Genomic DNA, 22,344 nt, shown 5'->3' on the forward strand with positions numbered 1-22,344 from the left:
GTTTTTTTTCTCTTCCCCATTGCCCGTCGCACCCCTTGAATCCATCGCATGCGAGGGGCCTCTTCCGGTCTGATTGCGTGATATCTCCATGGCTTCCATGCCCCTATAACCAACGCGTCTTCCCCTTGATGCCCCGGAGAAAGGCGCCGCATTCCCGAAAGCTGTGTCCCGATGATGAAAACCCTCACCCTTACCAACGGTTTTTCACTCAACATCTCCGGGCAGGTGGCCGAGTCTGTGACAGAGGCGCCGGTCCCCTCCACCGTGGCGTTGATGCCGGGGTGGATTCCCCATGTCAAGCCCCGGCTCCTGGTGAAAGAAGGCGATGCCGTCAACGGGGGGGCGCCCCTGTTTGAAGACAAGCGAAACCCCGCGGTTACCTATCCGAGCCCCGGGGGCGGGGTGGTGTCGCGCATTGCCTACGGCCCGCGCCGCCGTATTGACGAGGTGGTGATCACCCTTGATGCGGAAGAGGGCTGGGAGCGGTTCGAGCCTGTGTCGCCCCAGCGCATCGCGTCCACGGATGCCGACACCCTTCGTCACATGCTTCTCAAAGGGGGGGCCTGGCCCCTGCTTCGGGAGCTGCCCTTTCGGGATCATGCCGATCCGTCCAGTCGTCCGGCCCACATCATCGTCACCCTGGGATGGGCCGGGGGGCACCTTGCTTTGCCTGCCCTGGCCCTGGAAGGGGAGGAAGCCGCCTTTCAGAACGGCCTGGCCATCCTCAAACGGTTCTGTCCTTCCGTGCATGTCATCACCCCGGCCCACTCCGGCAAGCTCCCGGAATCCATCTTGAAATCCGTCACCGCCCACATCCGCGGGGGCTACCCCGCCGGTGATCCCGGCCATTACCTGTACCGTATTCGCAAAGACCCCGCGGAGAATCACAGCTGGTACATCGAAGGCCAGGACCTGGTGGCCCTGGCCCGGTTTGTCACCGAAGGGCGTTTCTATCCCAAGCGGGTTGTGGCCGTGGGAGGCAACGGGGCCACCGTACGCGAACACATCCGGACCCGGGTGGGCGCCCCCGTTTCCACCCTGGATCCCCAGAAGGAGCGCAGGCGCCGCATCGGCGGCACCCCCTTTGCCGGGCTTTTCCTGCCGGCTACGGGCTACATGAATTTCTTTGACAAGGGGCTGACCCTCTTGCCCGTGGGCGATGAAGAGGACCTCTTCGGCTTTTTGCGGGCAGGGTATGCCCGGCCCAGCCAGTCCCGCACCTTTTTATCCGTGTTCAACAAAAAGCCCCTGAACCTGGATTGCGGCATGCACGGCGAGGGACGGCCCTGCATCAACTGCAGTCGGTGCGCCCGGGTTTGCCCGGTGGGGATCCTGCCCCAGTACACCATGAAATGCATGGTGGCTGGGGAGGTGGAGGAGGCCCTTGCCCACGGACTCCTGGACTGCATCGAGTGCGGGCTCTGCAGCTATGTCTGTCCGTCAAAGATCGAGCTGCTGGACACCCTGAAAACCGCCAAGGCCCAGTACCGGAAGGAGCGAGACGGATAGATGAAGAACGTCAAAGACGCCCTGGATCGTTTGGGCACCTACTTTCAGGAAGGGGCAAAGCTCCACGCCCTGCACCCCGTCTACGATGCCATCCGCACCATTTTTTACCTCCCCGGGGAGGCCACGGTGCGCATGCCCGCGGTGCGGGACAGCCTGGACCTGAAGCGGTTCATGTCCCTGGTCATCGTGGCCCTGATTCCCCAGACCCTCTTCGGGATGTACAACACCGGTGCCATGGCCCTGCTGGCTGAAGGGGCGGACCCCTCCTGGGGCCATGCCGTTTACCGGGGCGCCGAGGCCTTTTTGCCCATGCTGGTGGTCTCCTACGGGGTGGGCCTGACCTGGGAGGGGATTTTTGCCGTGGTTCGGGGGCACAAGATCAGCGAAGGCTTTCTTGTGACCGGCCTTCTGTTCCCGTTGACCCTGCCCCCCAGCGTGCCCCTCTGGCAGGTGGCCGCCGGGATCTCCTTTGGCGTGGTGGTGGGAAAAGAGGTGTTCGGGGGCACCGGGCGGAACATCCTGAATCCGGCCTTGACCGCCCGGGCGTTTCTCTTTTTCTCCTATCCGGTCTCCATGAGCGGGGACAACGTGTGGGTGGCCACCAAGGCCGTGGACGCCGTCACCGCAGCCACGCCCCTCTCCCTGGCCCTGGGGGCCAAAGGAGAGGCCGTGCCCGAGGCCCTGGTTCGCAGCGGGTATACCTTCTGGACCATGTTTTCCGGGCAGATTCCCGGAAGCGTGGGGGAGACCTCGGCCCTGCTCTGCCTGGCGAGTGCCGTCTTCCTCTGCATGGTGGGGGTGGCGAGCTTCCGCATCATCGTGGGCGGGGTGTTGGGGGTGTGCGCCATGGGCGCTGCCGTGGTGCTCCTCTCCTCGGAACTCTCCCCCTGGCACTGGATCAACCCGGTGAACCACCTGATCATGGGGGGCTTTGCCTTCGGCATCACCTTTATGGCCACCGACCCTGTGTCTGCTCCGGGCACGGACGGGGCCCGCTGGGTCTACGGATTTCTCATCGGGGTGCTGACGGTCATTGTCAGGGCCTACAACCTGGCCTACGCCGAAGGGGTGATGCTGGCCATCCTGTTTATGAACCTCTTTTCTCCCATGCTGGAGATCATTGAGATCAAACTCCGGACAGGAAAGCGGGTGCCCAATGTCTGATACAAAACAGGCCGTCGGGTTCGCCGTGATTGTGGCCCTTGTCTGCTGCCTATGCATCACGGCGGCCTCCACCGGCCTCAAGGCACGGCAACAGAACAACATGCGCATCGACCGCCAGAAGAATATCCTCAAGGCGGCCTCCATCGCCTATGACCCGTCGTCGGCGTCCCCCGCCGATATCGAGGCGCTTTTCAAGGCTCACATCTTCCAGGTGTGGGCCGGCTCCGACGGAAAACTGCATTCGGCTCCCGCCGAGGGTGACGAGCAGAGGCTGCCCCTTTACCTGACCCTGGACGACGGAGAGATCATCTCCTACATCCTGCCCGTGGACTCCCGGGGGCTCTGGGGGCGCATCAAGGGATACATGGCCATTGAGGCCGACGGCAGCACCATCAAGGGCTTTACCGTTTACTCCCATCAGGAGACCCCCGGCCTGGGCGGAGAGATCGAAAGCGACTGGTTCCAGAAGAACTTTGTGGGCAAGAAGATCGTGGGAAAATCCGGTGAATTCGCCGCTATCAAAATCGCCAAGGGCAAGGTCCTGGGAGACCCGGAAAACGAGGTGGACGGCATCAGCGGGGCCACCCTCACGGGGCGGTATCTCAGCGAGGGGCTGGCCACCAACCTGGCCACCTATGAGAGGGTTTCCCTGAGGTTTCGCCAGAACCTCATAAAAAAACACCTGGATAACCTGAAATCCCTGGAGTGATCATGGGCTTTACCCGAACTCGATGGTTTCGTACATTCAAGGCGGCCCTGTGGGACGACAACCCCATTTCCCGCCAGATCCTGGGGATCTGCTCGGCCCTTGCCGTGACGGTCCAGATGAAAACCGCTTTGGTCATGGCCCTGGCCCTGACCGGGGTGCTGACCTCTTCCAACGTGATCATCTCCATCCTGCGCAACCACATTCCCCGCAACATCCGCATGATCGTGGAGCTGACGGTCATCGCCTCCCTGGTGGTGGTGGCCGATGAGATCCTGAAAGCCTTTCTCTACGACATCAGCAAGCAACTCTCCATCTTCGTGGGGCTGATCATCACCAACTGCATCATCATGGGGCGGGCCGAGTCCTTTGCCATGGCCAACCCCCCGCCCCTTGCCCTGGCAGACGGCCTGGGCAACGGCATGGGGTACGCCATCGTGCTGGTGGGGGTGGCCTTTTTGCGGGAGTTTCTGGGGGCGGGCAAGATCTTCGGTGTTCAGGTGGTGCCCCAGGCCCTGTACGACGCGGGGTTCATGAACATGGGCCTCATGACCCTGGCACCGGGGGCCTTTATTGTCATCGGGCTCCTGGTCTGGATCCAGGGCGGCATGCCGGAGGAGGAGGATTAGACGATGGGTGACCTGTTCGACCTGTTTTTTAACTCGGTGTTTGTGGGGAACATCCTTCTGGCCTACTTTTTGGGGATGTGTTCCTTTGTGGCGGTCTCCAAGACCCTTCGTACGGCCGTGGGACTGGGGCTTGCCGTGGTGTTTGTCCTGACCATCACCTCCCCTGCCAACTGGCTGATCTACCACTTTCTCCTGGCCCCCGGGGCCCTTGCCTGGGCGGGCCTTCCCGACGTGGACCTCAACTTTCTGAAGTACATCACCTTCATCGCCACCATCGCCGCCATGGTTCAGGTGGTGGAGATGATCATCGACCGCTATTCTCCCACCCTCTACACCAACTTAGGTGTGTTTCTTCCCCTCATTGCCGTTAACTGCGCCATTTTGGGCACCTCCCTGTTCATGGTGGAGAGGCATTACACCTTCACGGAGTCCCTGGTTTTCGGCTTCGGGTCCGGCACCGGCTGGATGGTGGCCATCATCACCATGGCCGCCATCCGCTTCAAGATGCGGTATGCCCATGTGCCCCACGGGCTCGAAGGGTTCGGTATCACCATGATCGTCAGCGGCCTCATGGCCATGAGTTTCATGATCTTTTCGGGCATGGGGACGTAAACCCAAGGAGGCACCCTTGATTTACCTGGTGAGCTTGGCCGTGTTTGTCGGCATCATTCTTTTTCTGGTGATCGTATTGATTATCGTGGAGCGGCTCGTCACGATTCAGGGAGAGCGGACCATCGTCATCAACGACGACACCGGCAACCCCATCCGGGTGGAGGGCACCCCCACACTGCTTTCGGCTCTTCTGGGAAGCGGGGTGCTGCTGCCGTCCGCCTGCGGGGGAAGCGGATCCTGCGGGATGTGCAAGTGCGTGGTGGACAAAGGGGGAGGGGAGCTTCTGCCCACGGAGCTCAGCCACGTTTCGCGAAAGGAGCGCATGTCCAACGTGCGCATGGCCTGCCAGCTCAAGGTGAAAGATGACCTGGAGATCCATGTGCCCGACGAGATCTTCAGCATCTGCAAATACGACGGCACCGTGGTCTCAAACGGCAATGTTTCCACCTTCATCAAGGAGCTCATCATTGAGCTGGATGATGACAAGACCATGGCGTTCCAGGCCGGCTCTTACATTCAGATCGATATTCCCCCCTACGACATCCGGTTTACGGATTTTGACATCGAAGAAGAGTACCGGGAAGACTGGGATGCCCAGAACCTGTGGGCCCTCTCCCACAAAAACGAGGAAAATGCCTTCAGGGCTTACTCCATGGCCAATCCCCCGGCGGACAACCGACGCGTGATGCTCAATGTCCGCATTGCAACGCCCCCTCCCAACGTTCCGGACGCCCCCCCGGGGGTGGGAACCACCTATCTGTTTAACTTAAAGCCCGGAGACAAGGTGACCCTTTCCGGGCCCTACGGGGAGTTTTTCGTCAAAGAGACGGAGCGGGAGCTCTGCTTCATCGGCGGCGGGGCAGGCATGGCCCCCATGCGCAGCCATATCTTCCACCAGCTGCACGCCCTGGACTGCAAACGGACCATGAGCTTCTGGTACGGGGCGCGCTCCAAACGGGAGATGTTCTACGACGAAGAGTACAGGCAGCTGACCGAGGAACACCCCAACTTCGACTACCACGTGGCCCTGTCCGCCCCCCTTCCCGAAGACGACTGGGATGGTTTTCGCGGGTTCATCCACAGCTCGGTCTATGAAAACTTCCTGAAAGACCACCCCGACCCCGCCGAGATCGAGTACTATCTCTGCGGGCCTCCCCTTATGATCGACGCGATCCTTGCCATGCTCGAAAGCCTCGGCGTGGAAGAGGAAATGATCCTTTTCGATAAATTTTCGTGAAATGCAAGCCTGTCTCACCAGCCAAATTCGGGTGCGCTACAGGGGCAAGAGGGCTCAGAGAAAAACCAAAAAGATGCCTCCGGCGGCAAGGTGTGCCACTTTGAAAGCAGATTGCGAATGCGCTTTGCCTCTCGTTCCTCGGGGCAAATCACATCCGCCTTTCAAACAAACCTCGACCTTGATCATCGTTTGGGCCATCGGCTTGCTTATCAAACCCGCTTTAACCATAGAAGGCCAGGGGCACTGGTTGAAACAAAAAACCCTTTGCACGGATACGTGCAAAGGGTTTTTCAGGTTTAACGGTTCGGATGTGGCCCCCCCGTATAGGGATCAGGATCCGGCGGCGGCCGTGAGGCTTTCCGCGGTTTCTACGGACCCGTCAGCCGCAGGGGCGACTTTTTCCACCTGCACCGCACAGGCTTTGTATTCGGCGGTGAGGGTTTCCGGGTCGTAGGCCGGGTTGGTGAGCCAGTTGGCGTTGCCTTCCCGGAAGTGAAAGGCCATCCAGATCATGCCTTCGGGGATCTCCGGGGTCACCCGGGCCTTCACCGTGACGGCCCCGCGTTTGGAGGAGACCCGGACGGGCTCTGCCTGCCGGATGCCAAGGCGTCTGGCGTCTGCCGGTGAGATGTCGCAGGTCTCTTCGCCCAGGAGGTCGTTGAGTCCGTCGCATCGGCCGGTCTGGGTGCGGGTGTGGTAGTGGTAGAGGCGCCGCCCTGTGCTCAGGACAAAGGGGTAGTCCTCATCGGTTACCTCGGCGGGCGGGGTCCAGGCCGTGGGGTTGAAGATCCCCTTGCCGTGGGTGAATCGCCCGTCCTTGTGGAGGAAGGGGGTGCCGGGGTGGTCTGCGCTCGGGCAGGGCCACTGGAGCCCGTCCCCTTCGATGCGGCCGTAGGTGATCCCCTTGAAGTTGGGGGCCAGGGCCGAGATCTCGTTGTCCCAGATCTCCCGGGCGCTTGCCGAGGGCCACTGGTGGCCGAAGCGCTTGGCGATTTCCCGGAAGATCCACCAGTTGGGCCGGGCCTCACCCGGTGGGGTGGAGGCCGTGCGGACGCGGTTGACCCGGCGCTCGCTGTTGGTGAAGGTGCCGTCGTTTTCGCTCCAGGCCGCTGCCGGAAGGACCACGTCGGCGAACTTTGTGGTTTCGTTGAGGAAGATATCCTGGCAGATGAGGAACTCGGCCGAGGCGAGCTCATGCTCCACTTTTCGGATATCGGGCTCGGTGTTGGCCAGGTTCTCCCCGAAGATCCAGAACGCCCGGACTTTTTTGTCCTCCAGGCCTTCCATCATGTGGGGGATCATGAGCCCCGGGGTCTCGGGAAGGCCCGTGACGTTCCAGGCTTCCTCGAATTTTGCCCGGGCCGCGGGGTCGGTGACCTTCTGGTAGCCGTGGAAGACACCGGGAAGGGCGCCCATGTCGCAGGCTCCCTGGACGTTGTTCTGGCCACGCAGGGGGTTGACGCCCCCGCACTCCACGCCCATGTTCCCCAAAAGCATCTGGAGGTTGGCCACGGACATGACGTTGTTCTTTCCGCAGGTGTGCTCGGTGATGCCCAGGGTGTAGCAGAGCATGGCCGGGCGTACCGAGGCGAGCATGCGGGCGGCCCGCCTTATGGTGTCGGCCTCAATGCCGCAGATGGGCGCCATGGCCTCGGGGGTGGCCTTGGAGACCTCGGCGGAGAGGGCCGTAAACCCTTCGGTGTTCTCCGTGACAAAGTCGGGGTCAAAGAGTTCTTCTTCGATGATCACATGCATCAAGGCGTTGATCAGGGCGATGTCGCTGCCCACCTTGAGCTGGAGGTGAAGGTCCGCGTAATCCACCAGCTTGTGGCGGCGCGGGTCCGCCACGATGAGTTTCGCGCCCTTTTTCACGGCGTTCTTCAGGAAGGTGGACGCAACAGGGTGGGCCTCCGTCATGTTGGAGCCGATGACAAAGAACATTTTAGCGCGATCAAACTCCCCGAAGGAGTTGGTCATGGCACCGGAACCAAAACTTGTCGCCAGACCGGCGACGGTGGGGGCATGTCAGGTGCGGGCGCAATGGTCTATGTTGTTTGTCTTGAACACCGACCGAAAGAGCTTTTGCATCTGGTAGGAGTCTTCGTTGATGCTGCGTGCGCAGCTGACCCCTGCCACGGCGTCGGGGCCGCTTTCGTCGATGATGGTTTTGAGCTTGTCGGTGACCAGGTCCAGGGCTTCGTCCCAGGAGGCTTCCTGGAGTTCCCCGTTTTTCCGGATAAGGGGGGTCGTGAGCCGTTCGTCTGAGTAGATGAAATCGTAGCCGAACCGCCCTTTCACGCAGAGGCGGCCCTTGTTGGGCAGGGCCTCCTCGTCTCCGGTGACCTTGACGATTTTTCCGTCCTTGACGTGGAGGGTCTGCTGACAGCCCACCCCGCAGTAGGGACAGGTGGTGCGGACGGTGGTCACATCCCACGGCCTCCAGACGCCCTTGGATTTCTTTTCCACCAGGGCCCCGGTGGGGCAGGCCTGGACGCATTCACCGCAGAAGACACAGGCCGATTCGGACAGGGGCAGGTCCCCGAGGGCCACGATTTTGCTCTCAGCGCCCCTGTACCCGTAGCTGATGGCTTCGTTGACCTGGACCTCGTTGCAGGCCTGGACGCAGCGTCCGCAGAGAATACACCTGGAGAAATCGCGGATGATCAGCGGGTTTTTGAGTTCGGGCGGGTAGGTGGGCGGGGTTTTCGGATACGCGGTGCCCGTGGCCCCGTACTGAAGGGCGTATTCCTGGAGTTTGCAATCCCCCCAGGAGGGGCAGAGGTGCTCGGAGTGTCCGTCTGCCTCGGCCCTGGCGTCGAAGAGGGCCTTGGCGTCTTTGTCGGTGCCGTCGCTTAAGCAGTCATGGTTTCCCGACGTGAGGAGGAGTTCAAGGGTCATTTTTCGTGACCGGACGACCGTGGGGGACTCGGTCTGGATCTCCATTCCGTCTTCCGCCGGAGTGGAGCAGGATGCCAGAAGGTTTCTGGCTCCCTTGACCTCCACCACGCAGAGGCGGCAGGCGCCGGTGGGTGTGGTGCCCTTTAAGTGGCAGAGGGTGGGAATGGGAATTCCCGCATCTTCCGCCGCCTCAAGAATGGTCTGGCCGGGTTTGAAGGGGTGGCTGTTGCCGTTGATCACAATGGTGCCGTCAGACATGGGATGAACCTCCGCTGGATGATCCGCTCGGCTGCGGGGCGCCCGCTGCAGATTCGGAGAATAGGGTTCTTCTGGGACGGATGTCTCTTTTCAAAACGCTCGTGTGTGGCGCGATGCATGGAGCGCCGGGACAAGGCCGGGTCCATGGTGCCGTAATTGTCATAACGGTTAATCGGATTATCACCAATTGTCAATATAAATATCCGGGATAAGTCCCAAATTTCAGGTTGATTCACGGGTCGGGGATCAACCAAACACCGTGACCACCTGCCTTGAGATTCCCGCCAGTTTTCCGTCGGGGGCCCAGAGCCTTGCCTCCTCGCCCACGTAGCCGTGTTCCGCTGTGTCCACGCGGGTCTTAAATCGCCAGCTGTCAGTAGTGGCGAAATCGCAAGGAGCATCGCACATCTCCAGGTGCCAGGTAAGGGTGCTGGCCGGGGCCACGGTGTCGAGCATGGACAGGGAGGGAGAGGGCCAGGCGTCCATGAAGGCGAGGAGGTGGGCTTCACGGGTTTTGTGTGTGTCGCCCCGGCAGCTGATCCAGCCACCGTAGGACCCTTCGGTGCGCCCCTCAAAGGGGTAGGGCCCCTCGGCCCAGTGGTAGCGGAAGTAGCGGGTGAAGCTGGGGGTGAGCCCTTCCATGAAGGGCAGTTCCGTGAGGGCCTCCGGGGCCGGCCAGTCAGGAGCCGGAGGGCCGGAGTGGCGGATACGTGAGGGGCGGCTTGTGCCGAAGCACCCGTGGAGGGTGGCACACAGCTCGTTGCCTGAGGTAAGCACCCGGGCCTGGACATGGGTGACGGAGTTGCCCTGCCTGAGAAGGGAGGCCTCGGCCCGGATGCCGTCGGTGCCCGTGGGACCCACAAAGGCGGTGAGGAGGTTGCGCAAGGGAAGGTCCCCGGACACCTGGCGGCGCATGGCGGCAAGCCCCGCCGCAGCCACGAGGCCGCCGAAGGCGGTTCGGCCCTGGAGCCAGGTGGCGGGGATGGTGAGGTGGACGCCGGTGTCGTCGGCTGCAAAGGCGTTGAAGAGGGCGTGGATATCCATGGGGTCTCCCAGGTGAGGTGTCTGTGGTGGCGAGCATCGGTGTCGGAGCAGCGGGCCCTGTGCAGCCCGTTATTTCAGGGCTTCAATGGAGATGATGATGGTCACCTCCTTGTCCATGACGCCCATTTTGTAGAAGGTGCCGTCACCCACCTTGAAGTCGAGGCGGTTGATGGTGAATTCGGTGGTGAAACCCGCCACCTGCTGGGATGGCTTGAAGGGGTTGGGTGCGATGCCGTGGAAGGTCATGGGCGCTGATACTTTTTTGGTGATACCCCGGATGGTGAGGTCCCCCTCAATGAGGTACTGGCTCTCCCCTTTGGGGATGACCCGGGTACTCTGAAAGGTGAGGGTGGGGTGCTTTCCTGCGGCCAGCAGTTCATCGGACCGCAGGTGGGTATCCCGTTTGCGGTTGAAGGTGGTGATGCTCTTGGCTTTGACGGTGACAAGGCACTGGGAGTTTTCCATGGCCTCGGGGTCGATGGTGAGCGTGGCCGAGAAGTCTTCAAAATGGCCGCGCACCGTGGAGAAGATGTGCCGGGAGTCGAAATAGATTCCCGAGTGGGCGGTGTCCAGCTTCCAGTCACTGGGTTTGGCCTGGGCGGTTGCGGTGAGGCAGAGAAACAGTATGGGGATGACAAGGTGCCTGGTTTTCATGGCGATGGTCTCCTTTTTATATAGACAAGTGACATGTATCAAAAACCAAAGGTTTCGGTATGGATGCGTTGCGCCGGGACGCCGATTTCCCTGAGCATGGCCTCAACGGCGGTCATCATGGGGGGCGGTCCGCAGACAAACACCTGGGGCGCTTGGAGGTGACCCATAAAGGCGTGCAGGGTCTCTGGGGTGAGTCGCTCCTTTTCCGGTGCCCCTGTAAAGAGAAGGTGTACGGAAAGCTCGGGGTGGTTGCGTTTGATCCGCACCAGCTCTTCGGCGTTGAACAGGGAGTCCGGGGTGCGGTTGCTCCAGATGAGGATGACGGGTCGGTTGTCCCGGGTGTCGTTCATGTACCGGATCATGCTGAGCATGGGGGTGATGCCGATGCCCCCGGCAATGAGGACCAGGGGGGCGTCGTCTGCCCGCACCAGGTGGGAGAAGCTGCCGTAGGGCCCGTCGATGAAGACGGGCTCCCCTTCCCTGACGCAATCCATGGCCCGGGTCCAGTCTCCGCTCTTTCCGATGATGAACTCCAGGGCGTTGGGCTGGGTGGGGGACGAGGCGATGGTAAAGGGATGCTCTTCGGGAGACACCACGGAAGAGGGAAAGGAGAGAAAGGCAAATTGCCCGGGAAGGTAACGGAAAGGGCGTTTCCCTTCGGGCTGCAGGTGGATGCGGGTGGCGCGCTTGCCGGCAGGGGCGACCTTCTCGACCCGCCAGGGGGAGAGGTGGCGCAGGACAGGGAGGTGGCGATGGATGACCACCCCTGAGCAGAGGGCGCCGAAGAGCAGGCCAAGGGCCCGGGGAAGCCCCACCTCAAAGGTTTCGCTGGAGAAGAGGAGATGCACGAAGAGGAGGATCAGCACAAGGCCCCCGCCCAGCTGGTGGGCTCGCATCCAGAGGTGGAAGGGAAATCCCAGGGCCTTTTTAAACAGGGCGGATGCGGCCTGGTAAAAAAGGCCCATGAGCAGACCGGCCCCTACGATTTCCGGCCAGTAGGCTGCCTTCAGGGGCAGGGAGGTCACCTCTTCGGGGCCGAAGACAAGGAGGGGGTGGGCAAGTGCCAGAAGGGCGATGAGCATGCCGTTGGCCTTGTGCAGGGTCAGGAGGCGGTCCATGCCCACCAGGCGATTGAGCCAGGTGAGGCGGGAGGCCAGGATCAGTTGCACCATCAACAGGAGGGCTGCTGCCATGCCCGCCAGTTTTCCTGTCCGCAGAAGGGCTTTGGCCAGGCCGAACTTGTACTTGATGGAAAAGGATTCAAAGAGAAAAGGGATGGCAAGGGCACCGCACAAGAGGAGAAACAGCACGACCAGGCACCCGATGATAAGGCCGTACCGGGCGCCCCGGTCTTGGATGGGAGCCGTGCGGATGGTCATGGTGCCTCCTGTTTCATGACCAGGAAGATGGCCTGGGCCAGGGGGAGTTTTCCCAGGAGGATACAGACGGGAGCCAGGGTGGAGTGCGACAGCAGGGTTGTCGGCGTCAGGGGCACCGGTGGGTTGAGAAGGGAGAAGTACACCATGCCCACGACCCCAGCGGTGACGGCAAAGGCGTTCATCAGGACGGCCACGCCCACGGTGGCGGACCTCAGGAAGAGGGGGGGCAGCAGCAGGAGGCTGAACACGCTGACAGGGGCGGCCCACCAGAAGAAGAGGCTCTTGACGGGCGGGTGCAGGCCGGCGTGGAGGCAAAGGCCCCCGATGCTGAGCAGCATGTGGGAACAGACAAGCATGTGGGCAGGTTTTTGCAGCATGGCAAGACCCGGGTCTGTTGGATTGTCTGAGGTTGGCACCGGCGAGTTTGCTGGGCACCATTGCCGGAGCATTATGGGGCGTTGACGGGCGGGCCGCCTCGGTCGCCGTTTCAGCACCGTTTCGGTTCCGGCGAAATAAGCGGCGATTTTTGTAATACGCTTATTTTTAACAGGTTATGGTCGGGGTGTAAAGGCTGTGGCATGGCTCGGGGACCGCGTGCTTTTCCCCGCATGGGAGCGTTTCGCATCGTCGGGAAGAACGGGTGCCGTCTGCTTTGTTGAAACGGTCTTTATGTCATGGAAAGACAGTGTGTTATTGTTGACAGGGCGCGCGATTTGGGAGAAAATGAACCATCGTCAGGCTTACAGGATTTTTCATCGTTAGTCGCCCATCGTTACCCGCTTATATCTTTTGCCTTCGTTTCGTTCCGTTGGTTCCCTCCGCTTTGTCCTGCTTGCCTTCCACCCCGGATTGCTGTGGACATCACAGGCTCCGGGTATCCCCATCATCATTGATTTCATGAATTCGGTCGACGGTGCCGCAGTCATTGACGGTGCCCGTGCCTTCCGCGTGTTGCCTTGAGGTTTTTTGTGTGTGCTCCCAGTGATTCGGCAGCCGGGTTTTGTTTCGGAGGACGCCATGAAGCGCATCCTTTTTTCCCGTTGGATCCCCTGGATCTGTCTCCTGGGGCTGTGTGCATCTGTGTGCACGGCTTACGGTGACGTGGGGTCCATCGAATTGTCCGGCGGGGTTCTGGCCCCCTATGACGTGTCCGAGGGCGATACCTCGGTGGGCTGGCAGATTGCCTATGCCGCCGGCGTGACGGATCATGTGGAGATCGGCGCCATATTTATGAAGACGGGCAACTTTGAAGCCGACAATGACATCACCGACGGAGAGGTGGAGATCTCCACCCTGATGCTTCAGACCCGCTGGCTGTTCAATCCTGAAAGCAAGACCCGGGGGTTCGTGGACCTTGCCGGGGGGATGATGGACCTGGACCCCAAGGGCAAGGCGACCACGTCCAGCCGGTCAGGCGGGGCCGCGAGGCTGGGGATCGGCGTGGACCAGGCCCTGACCCCCCATCTTGCCCTTCGTTTCAGCACCGGCTACACCACGGGAATCGGCCGCACCAGTGAGATCGATATCCTCGATGTCTCTGTTTCCCTGGTTTTCGGGGTGCGGCTGCTTGAGTGAGGATGGGCCTCTGCACGGGCCCCAGGAAAGCCTTTTGCGTTGTGGGACCGGGTGATGTATCCTTGGCCCCCAAGTGTCTCCTGCGCCGGTTCCACGGCGTGAAACCGGCGCTCCCGTGCGCTCCACCACACCAGGGAAAGGTCTCCATCCCACATGCTGGAATTTTTTGTCGAACACGGTGTCCTGTCACTTTTTGCGGTGAGTTTTCTTGCGGCCACCGTGGTCCCCCTGGGGTCTGAGTGGCTGCTTGTGGCCCTGCTGGCGGAAGGGGGGCACCCCGGAATGCTCCTGGCGTCGGCCACTGCGGGCAATGTGCTGGGGGCCCTCACCACCTGGGGTATCGGGGTCTGGGGAGGGCCCTTTCTCATGGAGAGGGTGCTGCGCATTGATCCCGCCGCCCAGAGCCGGGCACGGGCCCTGTACAGGCGGTGGGGAAGCTGGTCCCTGCTGTTATCCTGGGTGCCCGTTGTGGGGGATCCCCTTTGCCTTGTGGGTGGCCTTTTCCGGGTGCCTTTCTTCCGGTTTGCTTTGCTTGTCTTTATCGGGAAACTGGGTCGGTATGCCTTTATTGTGGCCATGGTGCGAGCTGTGGTGTAACGCTTCGTCATCTTTGTCAGAGTTGGTAAACTAAATTTAGTATAAATGCTGGATGTTGCTGTCTTTTCCTGTTGACTTGCCCCCGTCCCTGATTAAAAATAGGACAGATGTGACCGGCAGGGCAGCCATGCTCACCGCTTCGTTCCTCTTTTCCCGAACGCATTTGCCTGCGGAACCGCGAGGCCCCATACCAAGGGCTACGTCCGCGGGGACGATTCGCGTTTTGAAGACACCTTCCATGGTTCCATGCCATCCTGTCTCGACTTCGCCACGGCCTCATTTTCATGATGCATCACCTCTTTTTTCCTTCCGTTGCACCGGCACATCGCCAGGACGGACGCATGCGATAAAAAAACGCGCGTCTTTTTTGACGGTCACCAGGCCGTTGGGTGTTTTGCCCACGTCGCGTCGGGAGGCTCTCTTCCAGCGTGACGGTGAAGCCCATGGAGACAAAAACAAGGAGGGGCTATGGATACCAAGCAATACTGTGCCAACCTGAGTCTGGAACTCCAGCGATGGCGGGATGCCATCCACAAGGAAAACGAAATTATTTCCAAGATGTCCTCGGCGGACAAACTTCCCATGCAGGCGTTTGTGGAGGACCTGAGGATGCTTGAGGCTGAGATGGACGAACGCATCACTCAGCTGAAAACCCAATGCCCCGCCTTCTGGGGGCCAGAAAACGCAGAGAGCGTCATGGAGCCCGGCGGTGTGCTCACCGGTTTTGATTACAACCCGGATGACAGCGACGGCATCATCGGGGGCGGAAACTTCGGCGGGTAGAAAAAAGGGATGAGGTTCCCGGAGAACAGGGGACCACCCGAACTCTCTTTGGAAGGGCCCGGATGTGCCGCCTTGTAAGGGCGTTGCGCCGATGAGGGCCCGTGGGAAAAAACCGATCCGTGAAACGGGTCGGTTTTTTTTGTTCCCAGGGCCATGACGTTGAAAGTCCCTGGGTTGACATACGGGCGTGAACGATGTTAACGTCAGAGAAATTCGATCAGCCGTTTTGTCAACCTGATGGTCGGATACCCGTTCTGCGATCTCCTCAGCCGTAACGCAGGGGCCTCCCTGCTTCCACAGATACGACGATGCCGTGTATTCATGCGCCCAAAAGGAGACCCATGGCCCACCTGTCCGAGCTGGAAGCGATTCGTAAGTCTCAGATCCTCGATGCCGCCGTGCGAACCATTGCCGATAAAGGGAGCACCAATGTTCGCATGGACGATATCGCCCACCGTTCCGGCCTCTCAAAAGGAGGCATCGCCTACTACTTCTCCTCCAAAGAGTCCCTTATCAAAGCGGCGTTTAACGCCTACTTTGATGCTGTCTTCGGGGCCGTACAACGGGAGCTTGAGCAGGAACCCTCGGTTTTTTCCCGCCTTGCCCGTATCCACCTGCTGTTTGACCGGGAGCGGGAGGAGGTGGAAACAGGCTATCCCCTTGTGGCCGACTTCATGTACCAGGCCATGCACCACCCCGAGTACCGTCCCCTGTTCGCCCGCTGGGCGGAACGCTGCGTGGCGCTCCTGACCGGGACCCTGAAGGAGGGCATGGCCCGGGGGCTCTTTGTGGGGATGGACCCCGAACCGGTGGCCCGTTCCATTGCCGCCATCTACCAGGGGGTGGGGCAGCGGTGGTTTCTGGCACCGGAGACCCACACCAGGGCCTGGGCCCTCACCACACTGGAGTATGCGGTGATGGGGGTGCTGGTCCCCTTCCTTGCCCCCGGGGTGGAGTTGACCCGGGAGTCGTCCGGATGACACAGGGAGCCTGTCGAACCATGGATCAAAGAGATATCAAAGGCCCGGTGTCCCCGGGCCTTTTTTCTCGTTCTTATAAAGGGAGAAGGGAACACGGCCTGCCTCTGAGAGGAACGTGAAGATGTTTGGCAGACGGTGGCCTTCGGATATGGTAACGGTTGGGGATACTGCCTTTTTTCTTCTCTGAAAAGTCATCTTGTGCTATGTACCCATTTCCCTTGGTGGGGGGGACCGGGCACGACCGGGCACATGAGCAATGGATCGCCATTTTGCAGAAGGACCATTTCAGCGGTAAATCATCCGCCTCGTTATGGCGGCGATCTGTGCTTTTCTTGGGAACGTTGATTGGTGATCCTTCCCCACGCTCCGTAACCCGATACAATTGACGAGTGACGATGAAAAAATACCGTTTACTGATGAACGGCAGCAATTATCTGATGGCGGTGGATGGAAAAACCGTGCGGCAGGGCTTTTTCCAGAACATGATCATCAAAGCGGACAGCCCCAGGCAGGCCGAGCTCCAGGCCATCTCACGAATCTGGCACGACGGTGAGCTCCGGGCCAAGACCCTGAATACGCCCGAGAACCCCCAGAAGGTTGCCATGCATACCCTCTGGGAGCTGGACGTGACCTATGATGACTCGCGCATCGACATGGAACGGACCTTCTACCCTGAAAAGCGGTGGTGGGAGTTCTGGAAATAACCCCTCCGGCCGTCGGCCCCCTTCCAAACCCTTTTATCCCCCAACCCCTGCCGGTTTTCCCGCCATCTTTCCGCCTTTGCCGGAAAGCCCACCCACCGGAAAGATCCGATCGTAGAGCCCGTTGTAAAGAATCGTGTAGACGGGCACCATCACCAGAAAAGCCAGGTCCAGCATCAGGGCCTTGAAAAAGGAGAGGTGGAGCCACCACATCACCAGCGGGATGGTGGCGCACATCAGCCCGGCCTCGAAGAGCAGGGCGTGGGCCGCTCGCAGTCCCAGCCCACGGGGGTACAGGGGCTTGCCCGCCCGAAGCAGCGCATGGTCGAAGAGGATGTTGTAGAGGTAGTTCCAGGCCATGGCCATGAGGCTCAGGGTGATGCTCAAGGCGCCCATTTTTTCCATGGGGGAGTGCATCACCCAGGAGAGAAGGGGGACGCAGATCATGAGCAGAGTGGTTTCAAAAAGGAGAGCGTGCCGTAGCCTGTCCTTTGTGCTTCGCATGGTGGTGTTCATGGTTCTTCCTTTGGTTTTATTGCCGTATGGATTGGCGGCACCGCCGGTGTGCGGTGCCTGGGTAGTCGTTTTGGGTATTATATAATCGCATTTTCGGTTGGATGAAAGTTTGATACTATCCGATATTCGGATGGATTGATGGCAACAGGCGGCCCATGGCAGGGGTTACGAAATCGCACTGGCGCTCAGTCCACGGGAAATACGTGTTTAAGGGGAGACATTATGGGATTCAGCCTGGAGTATATAGACGCGTTCATCGCCGCGGTGGAGACCGGGTCGTTTTCAGCGGCGGCACGTCGGCTTGGCAAGGCCCAGAGCCGCGTGAGCACGGCCATCGCCAATTTGGAGATCGACCTGGGGGTGTTGCTTTTCGATCGTTCGGGCAAGTACCCGGCCCTGACCCCTGAAGGGGAGTCTCTCCTGCGGGAGGCCCGGGAGATCCGTGAGCGCTGCCGGGCTTTTTCAGAGCATGCCGACCGCCTGGCCGGTGGGGCCGAACCCATGATTCGCCTGGCCGTGGACGAGCTTTTGCCCTCATCGATCCTGTCCGACCTTTTGGAAGGGTTTTCCGATGTTTTTCCAGACACCGAGGTGGAACTGCTCACCGGGGTGATGGGGGATGTGGGCGAGATGGTGGCCTCGGGACGGGTAGACGCAGGCATTGAGCTTCCCCTTACGGCTCCCGGTGATGCCTGTGACTGGCGCCTTCTGGGGCACATGGATTTTGCGGTGATGGCGGCATCCCACCACCCCCTGGCCCGGCTGGAAAAGGTGACTCCCCGGGACATGGCCCCCCACAGGCAACTGGTGACGGTGAGCCGGAAAGGGGAGCGTGAGCCCGAAGCCTTTCGGTTCGGGCGGCGGATCTGGCAGTGCGAGAGCAGCCATGTGATCAGGGAACTTGTTCTCAAGGGACAGGGCTGGGCCGCCCTTGCGCGGCACCAGGTGGCCGAGGATGTCCGGGCAGGGCGCCTGGTGGAGCTCCCCGTGGTCTTTGCCGGGGGGAGCTTTCAAAGCGATATCTACTTTATCCGGGAAAAGGGGCGGCCCCTGACCCCTGCGGCGGAGTGGCTGGCCGATTCCCTTTCAGAGCTCCTCACACGCTCTTTCCCCCGGGCCTGACAGGGGCGGGCTTTTTCCACGATTCCTTGCTCCCGGCTTTGCACAGGGGATCTTGCCTGTGGTATACTTTTTTCATTTTTATCAGGCCCTTTTCCTCCCCTTCAACCCATGACAGGAGACGATTCATGCTCAATTTTCATCTGACGGACGCTCAGCTGGCCCTTCGGGAACGGGCCCGGAGATTTGCTGCGGACCATGTGCTGCCCGTGGCCTGGCATTACGATGAACAAGATGAGATACCGGTGAAGGTGCTGGAAAAGGCCCTGGATGCCGGGTTCATGAATGCGGATATCCCCTCCGAGTACGGGGGGCGTGGGTACGGCCTTGTGGACGCGGCCCTTGTCACCGAGGAGCTGGCCGCGGCATGCCCCGGTATTGCCACCAGTGTCTTTGACAGCTCCCTGGGGCTGGAGCCCCTGATCCTGTCGGACAACGAGGCGTTGAAGAAGAAAATTTTCGCCCAGGTGCTGGTGGAGGGGGCCCGGGTGAGCTTTGCTACTTCGGAGCCCACCATGGGTTCGGATGTGTCGGCCATCAAGTGCCGGGCAACGGACGCCGGGGATCACTACCTGCTCACCGGCACCAAGTACTGGATCACCAACGGGGGCGTCTGCGATTTCATGTCGGTTTTTGCCACCGTGGACCCCAAGGCAAGCCATGAAGGGATCTGTGCCCTGTTCGTGGACATGCGGTGCAAGGGGATCACCGTGGGCAAGCCCATTCCCAAGATGGGTCAGCGATGCTCCAACACCGTGGGGGTACGCTTTGACGGGGTCAAGGTGCCCAAGACCAACGTGCTGGCCGAGCCGGGGAAGGGCTTTGTCCTGGCCATGAAGACCTTTGCCCGCACCCGCCCCATGATCGGCGCCTTTGCCGTTGGCGCGGCCCGCTCTGCCATGGAATTCGCCCTGGATTATGCCAAGAAGAGGCACGCCTTCGGCTCGCCCCTTTCCGGGTTCCAGGCCGTGCAGTTCAAGCTTGCCGAGATGTACCAGAAGGTGGAGACAGCCCGGCTCCTGACCTGGAAAGCCGCCTGGAAGGCCGATGAGGGAAAAGACCCCACCATCGCCGCTTCCATCGCCAAATTTTATGCCACGGAAGCCGCCTGGGAGGTGGTGGACGAGGCCATGCAGATTTTGGGTGGGTACGGGTACACAAAAATGTTCCCCGTGGAAAAGTTCATGCGGGACATCCGCCTGCTGAGGATCTATGAGGGCACCAGCGAGATCCAGCGCCTCATTGTCTCGGGCTGGCTCCTGTCCGGCTACAAGCCGGCCATGCCCCCCTTGGAAGATCTTCCCGTTCAGCGCGATACAGATCCCCTGGAAAACCCCGGAGGCAAAACCTTCAGGTGCCGCGTCTGCGGCTACGTCCACCAGGGAGACGAGCCCCCGGAGGCCTGTCCCTACTGCTTTTTTCCGGCTTCTGCCTTTAAGGAGACCCCATAGCCGGAATGCCGGCTTCTGCTTTCGTGGGACAACGGTTTTTGTTGGGTGAAGGGAGGAAAAGATGCTGATTTTGCTGGACGCGGGCCATGGCGGAGTGATCGATGGCGTTTACCAGACCTCGGGGAAGCGGTCGCCCCGATGGGAGGACGGGAGCCAGCTCTTTGAAGGGGAGTTCAACCGGTGGATCGTCAACGGGCTGTCCGAGCGCCTGGGCCAGAGGCGCATTCCCTATGTCCTCATCGCCCCGGAGCAGCGGGACGTCACCCTCGGGACCCGGGTCACGCGGGCGAACCGCTTCAGGGACAAGCCCTCCCTTTATGTGAGCGTCCACGCCAACGCAGGGGGTGGTTCCGGCTTTGAAGTGTACTCATCCATGGGGACGACGAAAAGCGATGCAGCAGCCCACTGTTTTGCCGAGGAGTTTGTCCGGGAGTTTCCGGACAAGCCCCTGCGTGCGGATTTGAGGGACGGTGATTTTGACAAGGACAGGAACTTTTTCGTATTGAAGCATACGGCCATGCCCGCCGTTTTGACGGAGAATTTTTTCATGGACAACGAAGAGGAGTGCCGTCAGCTCCTGATGACCCCGGAGGGACGACGGCGCATCGTGGATTTCCATGAGAGGGCCATTGTGCGCTGGGTGGCGGGCCAGGCCTGATTTCTTCCCTTGCCTTCTATGGTCAACGACGTCCCGAAAAGCATGCCTCCGGCGGCGAGGTGAGCCACCTCGAAAGCTGATTGTTTCGGCGGAGCCTGGAAATGGTAATTTAAGATCTGTTTGTCACACTTTATAAACGTTTGCCCCCCGGCAGGGCCGCCGGAGGCAAGAACCAAATGCCTTGGCCCGAGGTTTTGACTCTTGTTCTTTTATGGCATACTGGCCTTTTTTGCATGCCACCTATAAGGAAACGAAAGGTTTTCAATGATAAAAACACTCCTCAATCCTGCCGGTACACGGCAACGGCTGCTGCGCGACCTGATCGTGGTGATCCTTCTGACCACCGGGGCCATCACCGCGGTGACCCTGATCCAGGGGGCCAACATACGCAAGGAGATCGCCCAGGAGCATATCCGCCAGAACCTTCGGGCCACATCCGACGCCATCTTCCAGTTTTACGATCCGGTGCGGAGCAACGCCCTGCTGATTCAGAAATGGGGGGTTGCCGGGATCTGGCAGATGGACGATATCGCCTCCATCACCACCAAGCTCATCCCCATGATGGAGAACATGCCCCAGGTGGCGGCGGTGAAGTTCGGGGACACCGAGGGGCGTTCTTACCTGCTCACGGCCAACGAGAACATCTGGATCACCCGGACCGTTTCCCCCCATCGCCCCAAGGTCATCACCTGGAAACAGTGGGTGAACGGCCAGCTCATCGATACCCGGGAGGAAGAGAAACCCTACGACGTGACGAATCGGTTCTGGTACAGGGAGGGCCTCTCCCTGACCTCGGACAAACAGGATGATGTCACCTGGCTGCCCCCCTACATGCTGGACTACATTGAAGTCCCCGGGTTGTCGGCGGTCATGGCCTGGACCTCGGAAGGGGAGGACCCCCTCACCTCGGTGCTGGCCCTGGATGTGCCCGTCAACGACCTGTTCAACCAGATCACCGAAACCGACGTCGGCCCCAACGGCACGGCGTTTCTCTTTGACGGGGACGCCTCGGTCTATCATCCGGTGAGCGGAGAAGAACGTGCCGAGACCCATCAGTTTTTTCTGCACCATACCGCCGTGGAAGCCCCCGACGTCCGGGAAGCCATGGGTGCCTGGCACGCCAAGGGAAAGCCTTCGGCGGCCTTCACCTTTACCATCGATGGCAAGGCCTACTGGGCCGGTGTGCAGCCCATCACGGCAGATACCAAAGAGTTCTGGATCGGCGTTGTGGTGCCCCAGTCGGATTTTCTGCAGAAGGTTCTGGAGCGGCGGTGGGGCATCCTGTTCATTGGCTTGATTATCCTGGGGGCGGGGTTTGTCATGGCCGGGTTCCTGACCTGGAAATACCGTCACCAGCTCCGGGATATGCCGAACCGGGTGATCCGGGATGATCATTTTGAAGACGATGTTCGCCGCCTGATTACCCGCGGTGAGGGGTCCTCCCTGGAGTTCAAGTCCACCATGCGCATGAACCTCAAGACGGAGAAGAACGACAAGCACATCGAGATCGCCTGGCTGAAAACCGTGGTGGCCTTCATGAACTCGGCCGGGGGGATCATCGTCATCGGCGTAGACGACGACGGACAGGTCGTGGGCACGGCACCGGACGGGTTCGAAAGCGAGGACAAGTGCCGGCTCCATTTCCGAAACCTGATGAACCAGCACATCGGCCTGGAGTTCACCCAGTACCTTCATCTCTACATCGGTGTCATCGACGGCCACACGGTTCTGGTCATCGAATGCGAGCGGGCGGACCGGCCCGTGTTTCTCCTGAACAAAAAGGAAGAGTCCTTTTATGTGCGCAGCGGGCCTTCCAGCCTGAGCCTGACCATGCGCCAGATGTTGAAATACCTGGAGTCCGGGAAGTAAGGGGA

21 protein-coding genes are annotated in these 22,344 nt (G+C 60.5%); 15 read left to right on the forward strand and 6 right to left on the reverse strand.

What is annotated here, in order from left to right; genetic code table 11:
• The first annotated feature begins 171 nt into the window (after positions 1 to 171).
• The 6 genes from MSL71_RS17550 to nqrF are packed head-to-tail and all read left to right on the forward strand — an operon-like array spanning position 172 to position 5,857.
• Positions 172 to 1,509: a 4Fe-4S dicluster domain-containing protein gene (locus tag MSL71_RS17550; protein ID WP_180142833.1), complete on the forward strand. Its 1,338-nt coding sequence runs from the start codon at positions 172 to 174 to the stop codon at positions 1,507 to 1,509.
• Entirely contained in the window at positions 1,510 to 2,673 is a 1,164-nt protein-coding gene (locus MSL71_RS17555; protein WP_180142835.1) for an NADH:ubiquinone reductase (Na(+)-transporting) subunit B, read from the forward strand.
• On the forward strand, positions 2,666 to 3,382 hold the full coding sequence (locus tag MSL71_RS17560) for an FMN-binding protein (protein ID WP_180142837.1): 717 nt from the start codon (positions 2,666 to 2,668) through the stop codon (positions 3,380 to 3,382). Before MSL71_RS17555 ends, MSL71_RS17560 begins: the two co-directional genes overlap by 8 nt.
• Before the next feature lie 2 nt (positions 3,383 to 3,384).
• Entirely contained in the window at positions 3,385 to 4,008 is a 624-nt protein-coding gene (locus tag MSL71_RS17565; RefSeq protein ID WP_180142840.1) for an NADH:ubiquinone reductase (Na(+)-transporting) subunit D, read from the forward strand.
• A gap of 3 nt (positions 4,009 to 4,011) precedes the next feature.
• On the forward strand, positions 4,012 to 4,620 hold the full coding sequence (gene nqrE, locus MSL71_RS17570; RefSeq protein WP_180142842.1) for an NADH:ubiquinone reductase (Na(+)-transporting) subunit E: 609 nt from the start codon (positions 4,012 to 4,014) through the stop codon (positions 4,618 to 4,620).
• Positions 4,621 to 4,636: 16 nt separating this feature from the next.
• On the forward strand, positions 4,637 to 5,857 hold the full coding sequence (gene nqrF / locus MSL71_RS17575; protein ID WP_218951069.1) for an NADH:ubiquinone reductase (Na(+)-transporting) subunit F: 1,221 nt from the start codon (positions 4,637 to 4,639) through the stop codon (positions 5,855 to 5,857).
• Positions 5,858 to 6,187: 330 nt separating this feature from the next.
• Here the strand turns inward: nqrF and fdhF are convergent, their stop codons facing one another.
• The 5 genes from fdhF to MSL71_RS17600 form a co-directional block, all read right to left on the reverse strand.
• Positions 6,188 to 9,013 (reverse strand): formate dehydrogenase subunit alpha, encoded by a 2,826-nt coding sequence (gene fdhF, locus MSL71_RS17580; RefSeq protein WP_180142844.1) that lies wholly within the window; start codon positions 9,011 to 9,013, stop codon positions 6,188 to 6,190.
• A 246-nt stretch (positions 9,014 to 9,259) separates the two neighbouring features.
• Entirely contained in the window at positions 9,260 to 10,057 is a 798-nt protein-coding gene (locus MSL71_RS17585; RefSeq protein WP_180142846.1) for a thioesterase family protein, read from the reverse strand.
• A 69-nt stretch (positions 10,058 to 10,126) separates the two neighbouring features.
• Positions 10,127 to 10,711, reverse strand: coding sequence for a YceI family protein (locus MSL71_RS17590; protein WP_180142848.1), 585 nt, complete (start codon positions 10,709 to 10,711; stop codon positions 10,127 to 10,129).
• Positions 10,712 to 10,749: 38 nt separating this feature from the next.
• Positions 10,750 to 12,090, reverse strand: coding sequence for a ferredoxin reductase family protein (locus MSL71_RS17595; protein WP_180142850.1), 1,341 nt, complete (start codon positions 12,088 to 12,090; stop codon positions 10,750 to 10,752).
• Complete coding sequence (locus MSL71_RS17600) at positions 12,087 to 12,467, reverse strand: hypothetical protein (protein ID WP_180142852.1); 381 nt, start codon at positions 12,465 to 12,467, stop codon at positions 12,087 to 12,089. The genes MSL71_RS17595 and MSL71_RS17600 overlap by 4 nt, the downstream gene beginning before the upstream one ends.
• A gap of 640 nt (positions 12,468 to 13,107) precedes the next feature.
• On the opposite strand from MSL71_RS17600, the gene MSL71_RS17605 reads away from it, so the two are divergent.
• From MSL71_RS17605 to MSL71_RS17625, 5 genes are all read left to right on the forward strand, one after another.
• Positions 13,108 to 13,665, forward strand: a complete 558-nt coding sequence (locus MSL71_RS17605) for an outer membrane beta-barrel protein (protein WP_180142854.1) — start codon at positions 13,108 to 13,110, stop codon at positions 13,663 to 13,665.
• A 153-nt stretch (positions 13,666 to 13,818) separates the two neighbouring features.
• The gene (locus MSL71_RS17610; protein ID WP_180142856.1) at positions 13,819 to 14,262 is read left to right on the forward strand and encodes a YqaA family protein; all 444 of its coding nucleotides are present in this window, start codon (positions 13,819 to 13,821) and stop codon (positions 14,260 to 14,262) included.
• Positions 14,263 to 14,730: 468 nt separating this feature from the next.
• Entirely contained in the window at positions 14,731 to 15,045 is a 315-nt protein-coding gene (locus MSL71_RS17615; protein ID WP_180142858.1) for a hypothetical protein, read from the forward strand.
• A 341-nt stretch (positions 15,046 to 15,386) separates the two neighbouring features.
• Positions 15,387 to 16,025, forward strand: coding sequence for a TetR/AcrR family transcriptional regulator (locus MSL71_RS17620; protein ID WP_180142860.1), 639 nt, complete (start codon positions 15,387 to 15,389; stop codon positions 16,023 to 16,025).
• Positions 16,026 to 16,420: 395 nt separating this feature from the next.
• Positions 16,421 to 16,729, forward strand: coding sequence for a hypothetical protein (locus MSL71_RS17625; protein ID WP_180142862.1), 309 nt, complete (start codon positions 16,421 to 16,423; stop codon positions 16,727 to 16,729).
• A 33-nt stretch (positions 16,730 to 16,762) separates the two neighbouring features.
• Here the strand turns inward: MSL71_RS17625 and MSL71_RS17630 are convergent, their stop codons facing one another.
• Positions 16,763 to 17,242 (reverse strand): PACE efflux transporter, encoded by a 480-nt coding sequence (locus tag MSL71_RS17630; protein ID WP_180142864.1) that lies wholly within the window; start codon positions 17,240 to 17,242, stop codon positions 16,763 to 16,765.
• A 222-nt stretch (positions 17,243 to 17,464) separates the two neighbouring features.
• Between MSL71_RS17630 and MSL71_RS17635 the strand changes: the two genes are divergently transcribed.
• The 4 genes from MSL71_RS17635 (at position 17,465) to MSL71_RS17650 (ending at position 22,339) form a co-directional block, all read left to right on the forward strand.
• On the forward strand, positions 17,465 to 18,364 hold the full coding sequence (locus MSL71_RS17635) for a LysR family transcriptional regulator (protein WP_180142866.1): 900 nt from the start codon (positions 17,465 to 17,467) through the stop codon (positions 18,362 to 18,364).
• A 125-nt stretch (positions 18,365 to 18,489) separates the two neighbouring features.
• Positions 18,490 to 19,812, forward strand: coding sequence for an acyl-CoA dehydrogenase family protein (locus MSL71_RS17640; protein ID WP_180142868.1), 1,323 nt, complete (start codon positions 18,490 to 18,492; stop codon positions 19,810 to 19,812).
• 61 nt (positions 19,813 to 19,873) lie between these two features.
• On the forward strand, positions 19,874 to 20,470 hold the full coding sequence (locus MSL71_RS17645) for an N-acetylmuramoyl-L-alanine amidase (RefSeq protein WP_180142870.1): 597 nt from the start codon (positions 19,874 to 19,876) through the stop codon (positions 20,468 to 20,470).
• Positions 20,471 to 20,734: 264 nt separating this feature from the next.
• Positions 20,735 to 22,339 (forward strand): RNA-binding domain-containing protein, encoded by a 1,605-nt coding sequence (locus MSL71_RS17650; RefSeq protein ID WP_180142872.1) that lies wholly within the window; start codon positions 20,735 to 20,737, stop codon positions 22,337 to 22,339.
• Positions 22,340 to 22,344: the final 5 nt, after the last annotated feature.

It is taken from the genome of Desulfoluna butyratoxydans (genome assembly GCF_900699765.1).
GTDB lineage: Bacteria > Desulfobacterota > Desulfobacteria > Desulfobacterales > Desulfolunaceae > Desulfoluna > Desulfoluna butyratoxydans.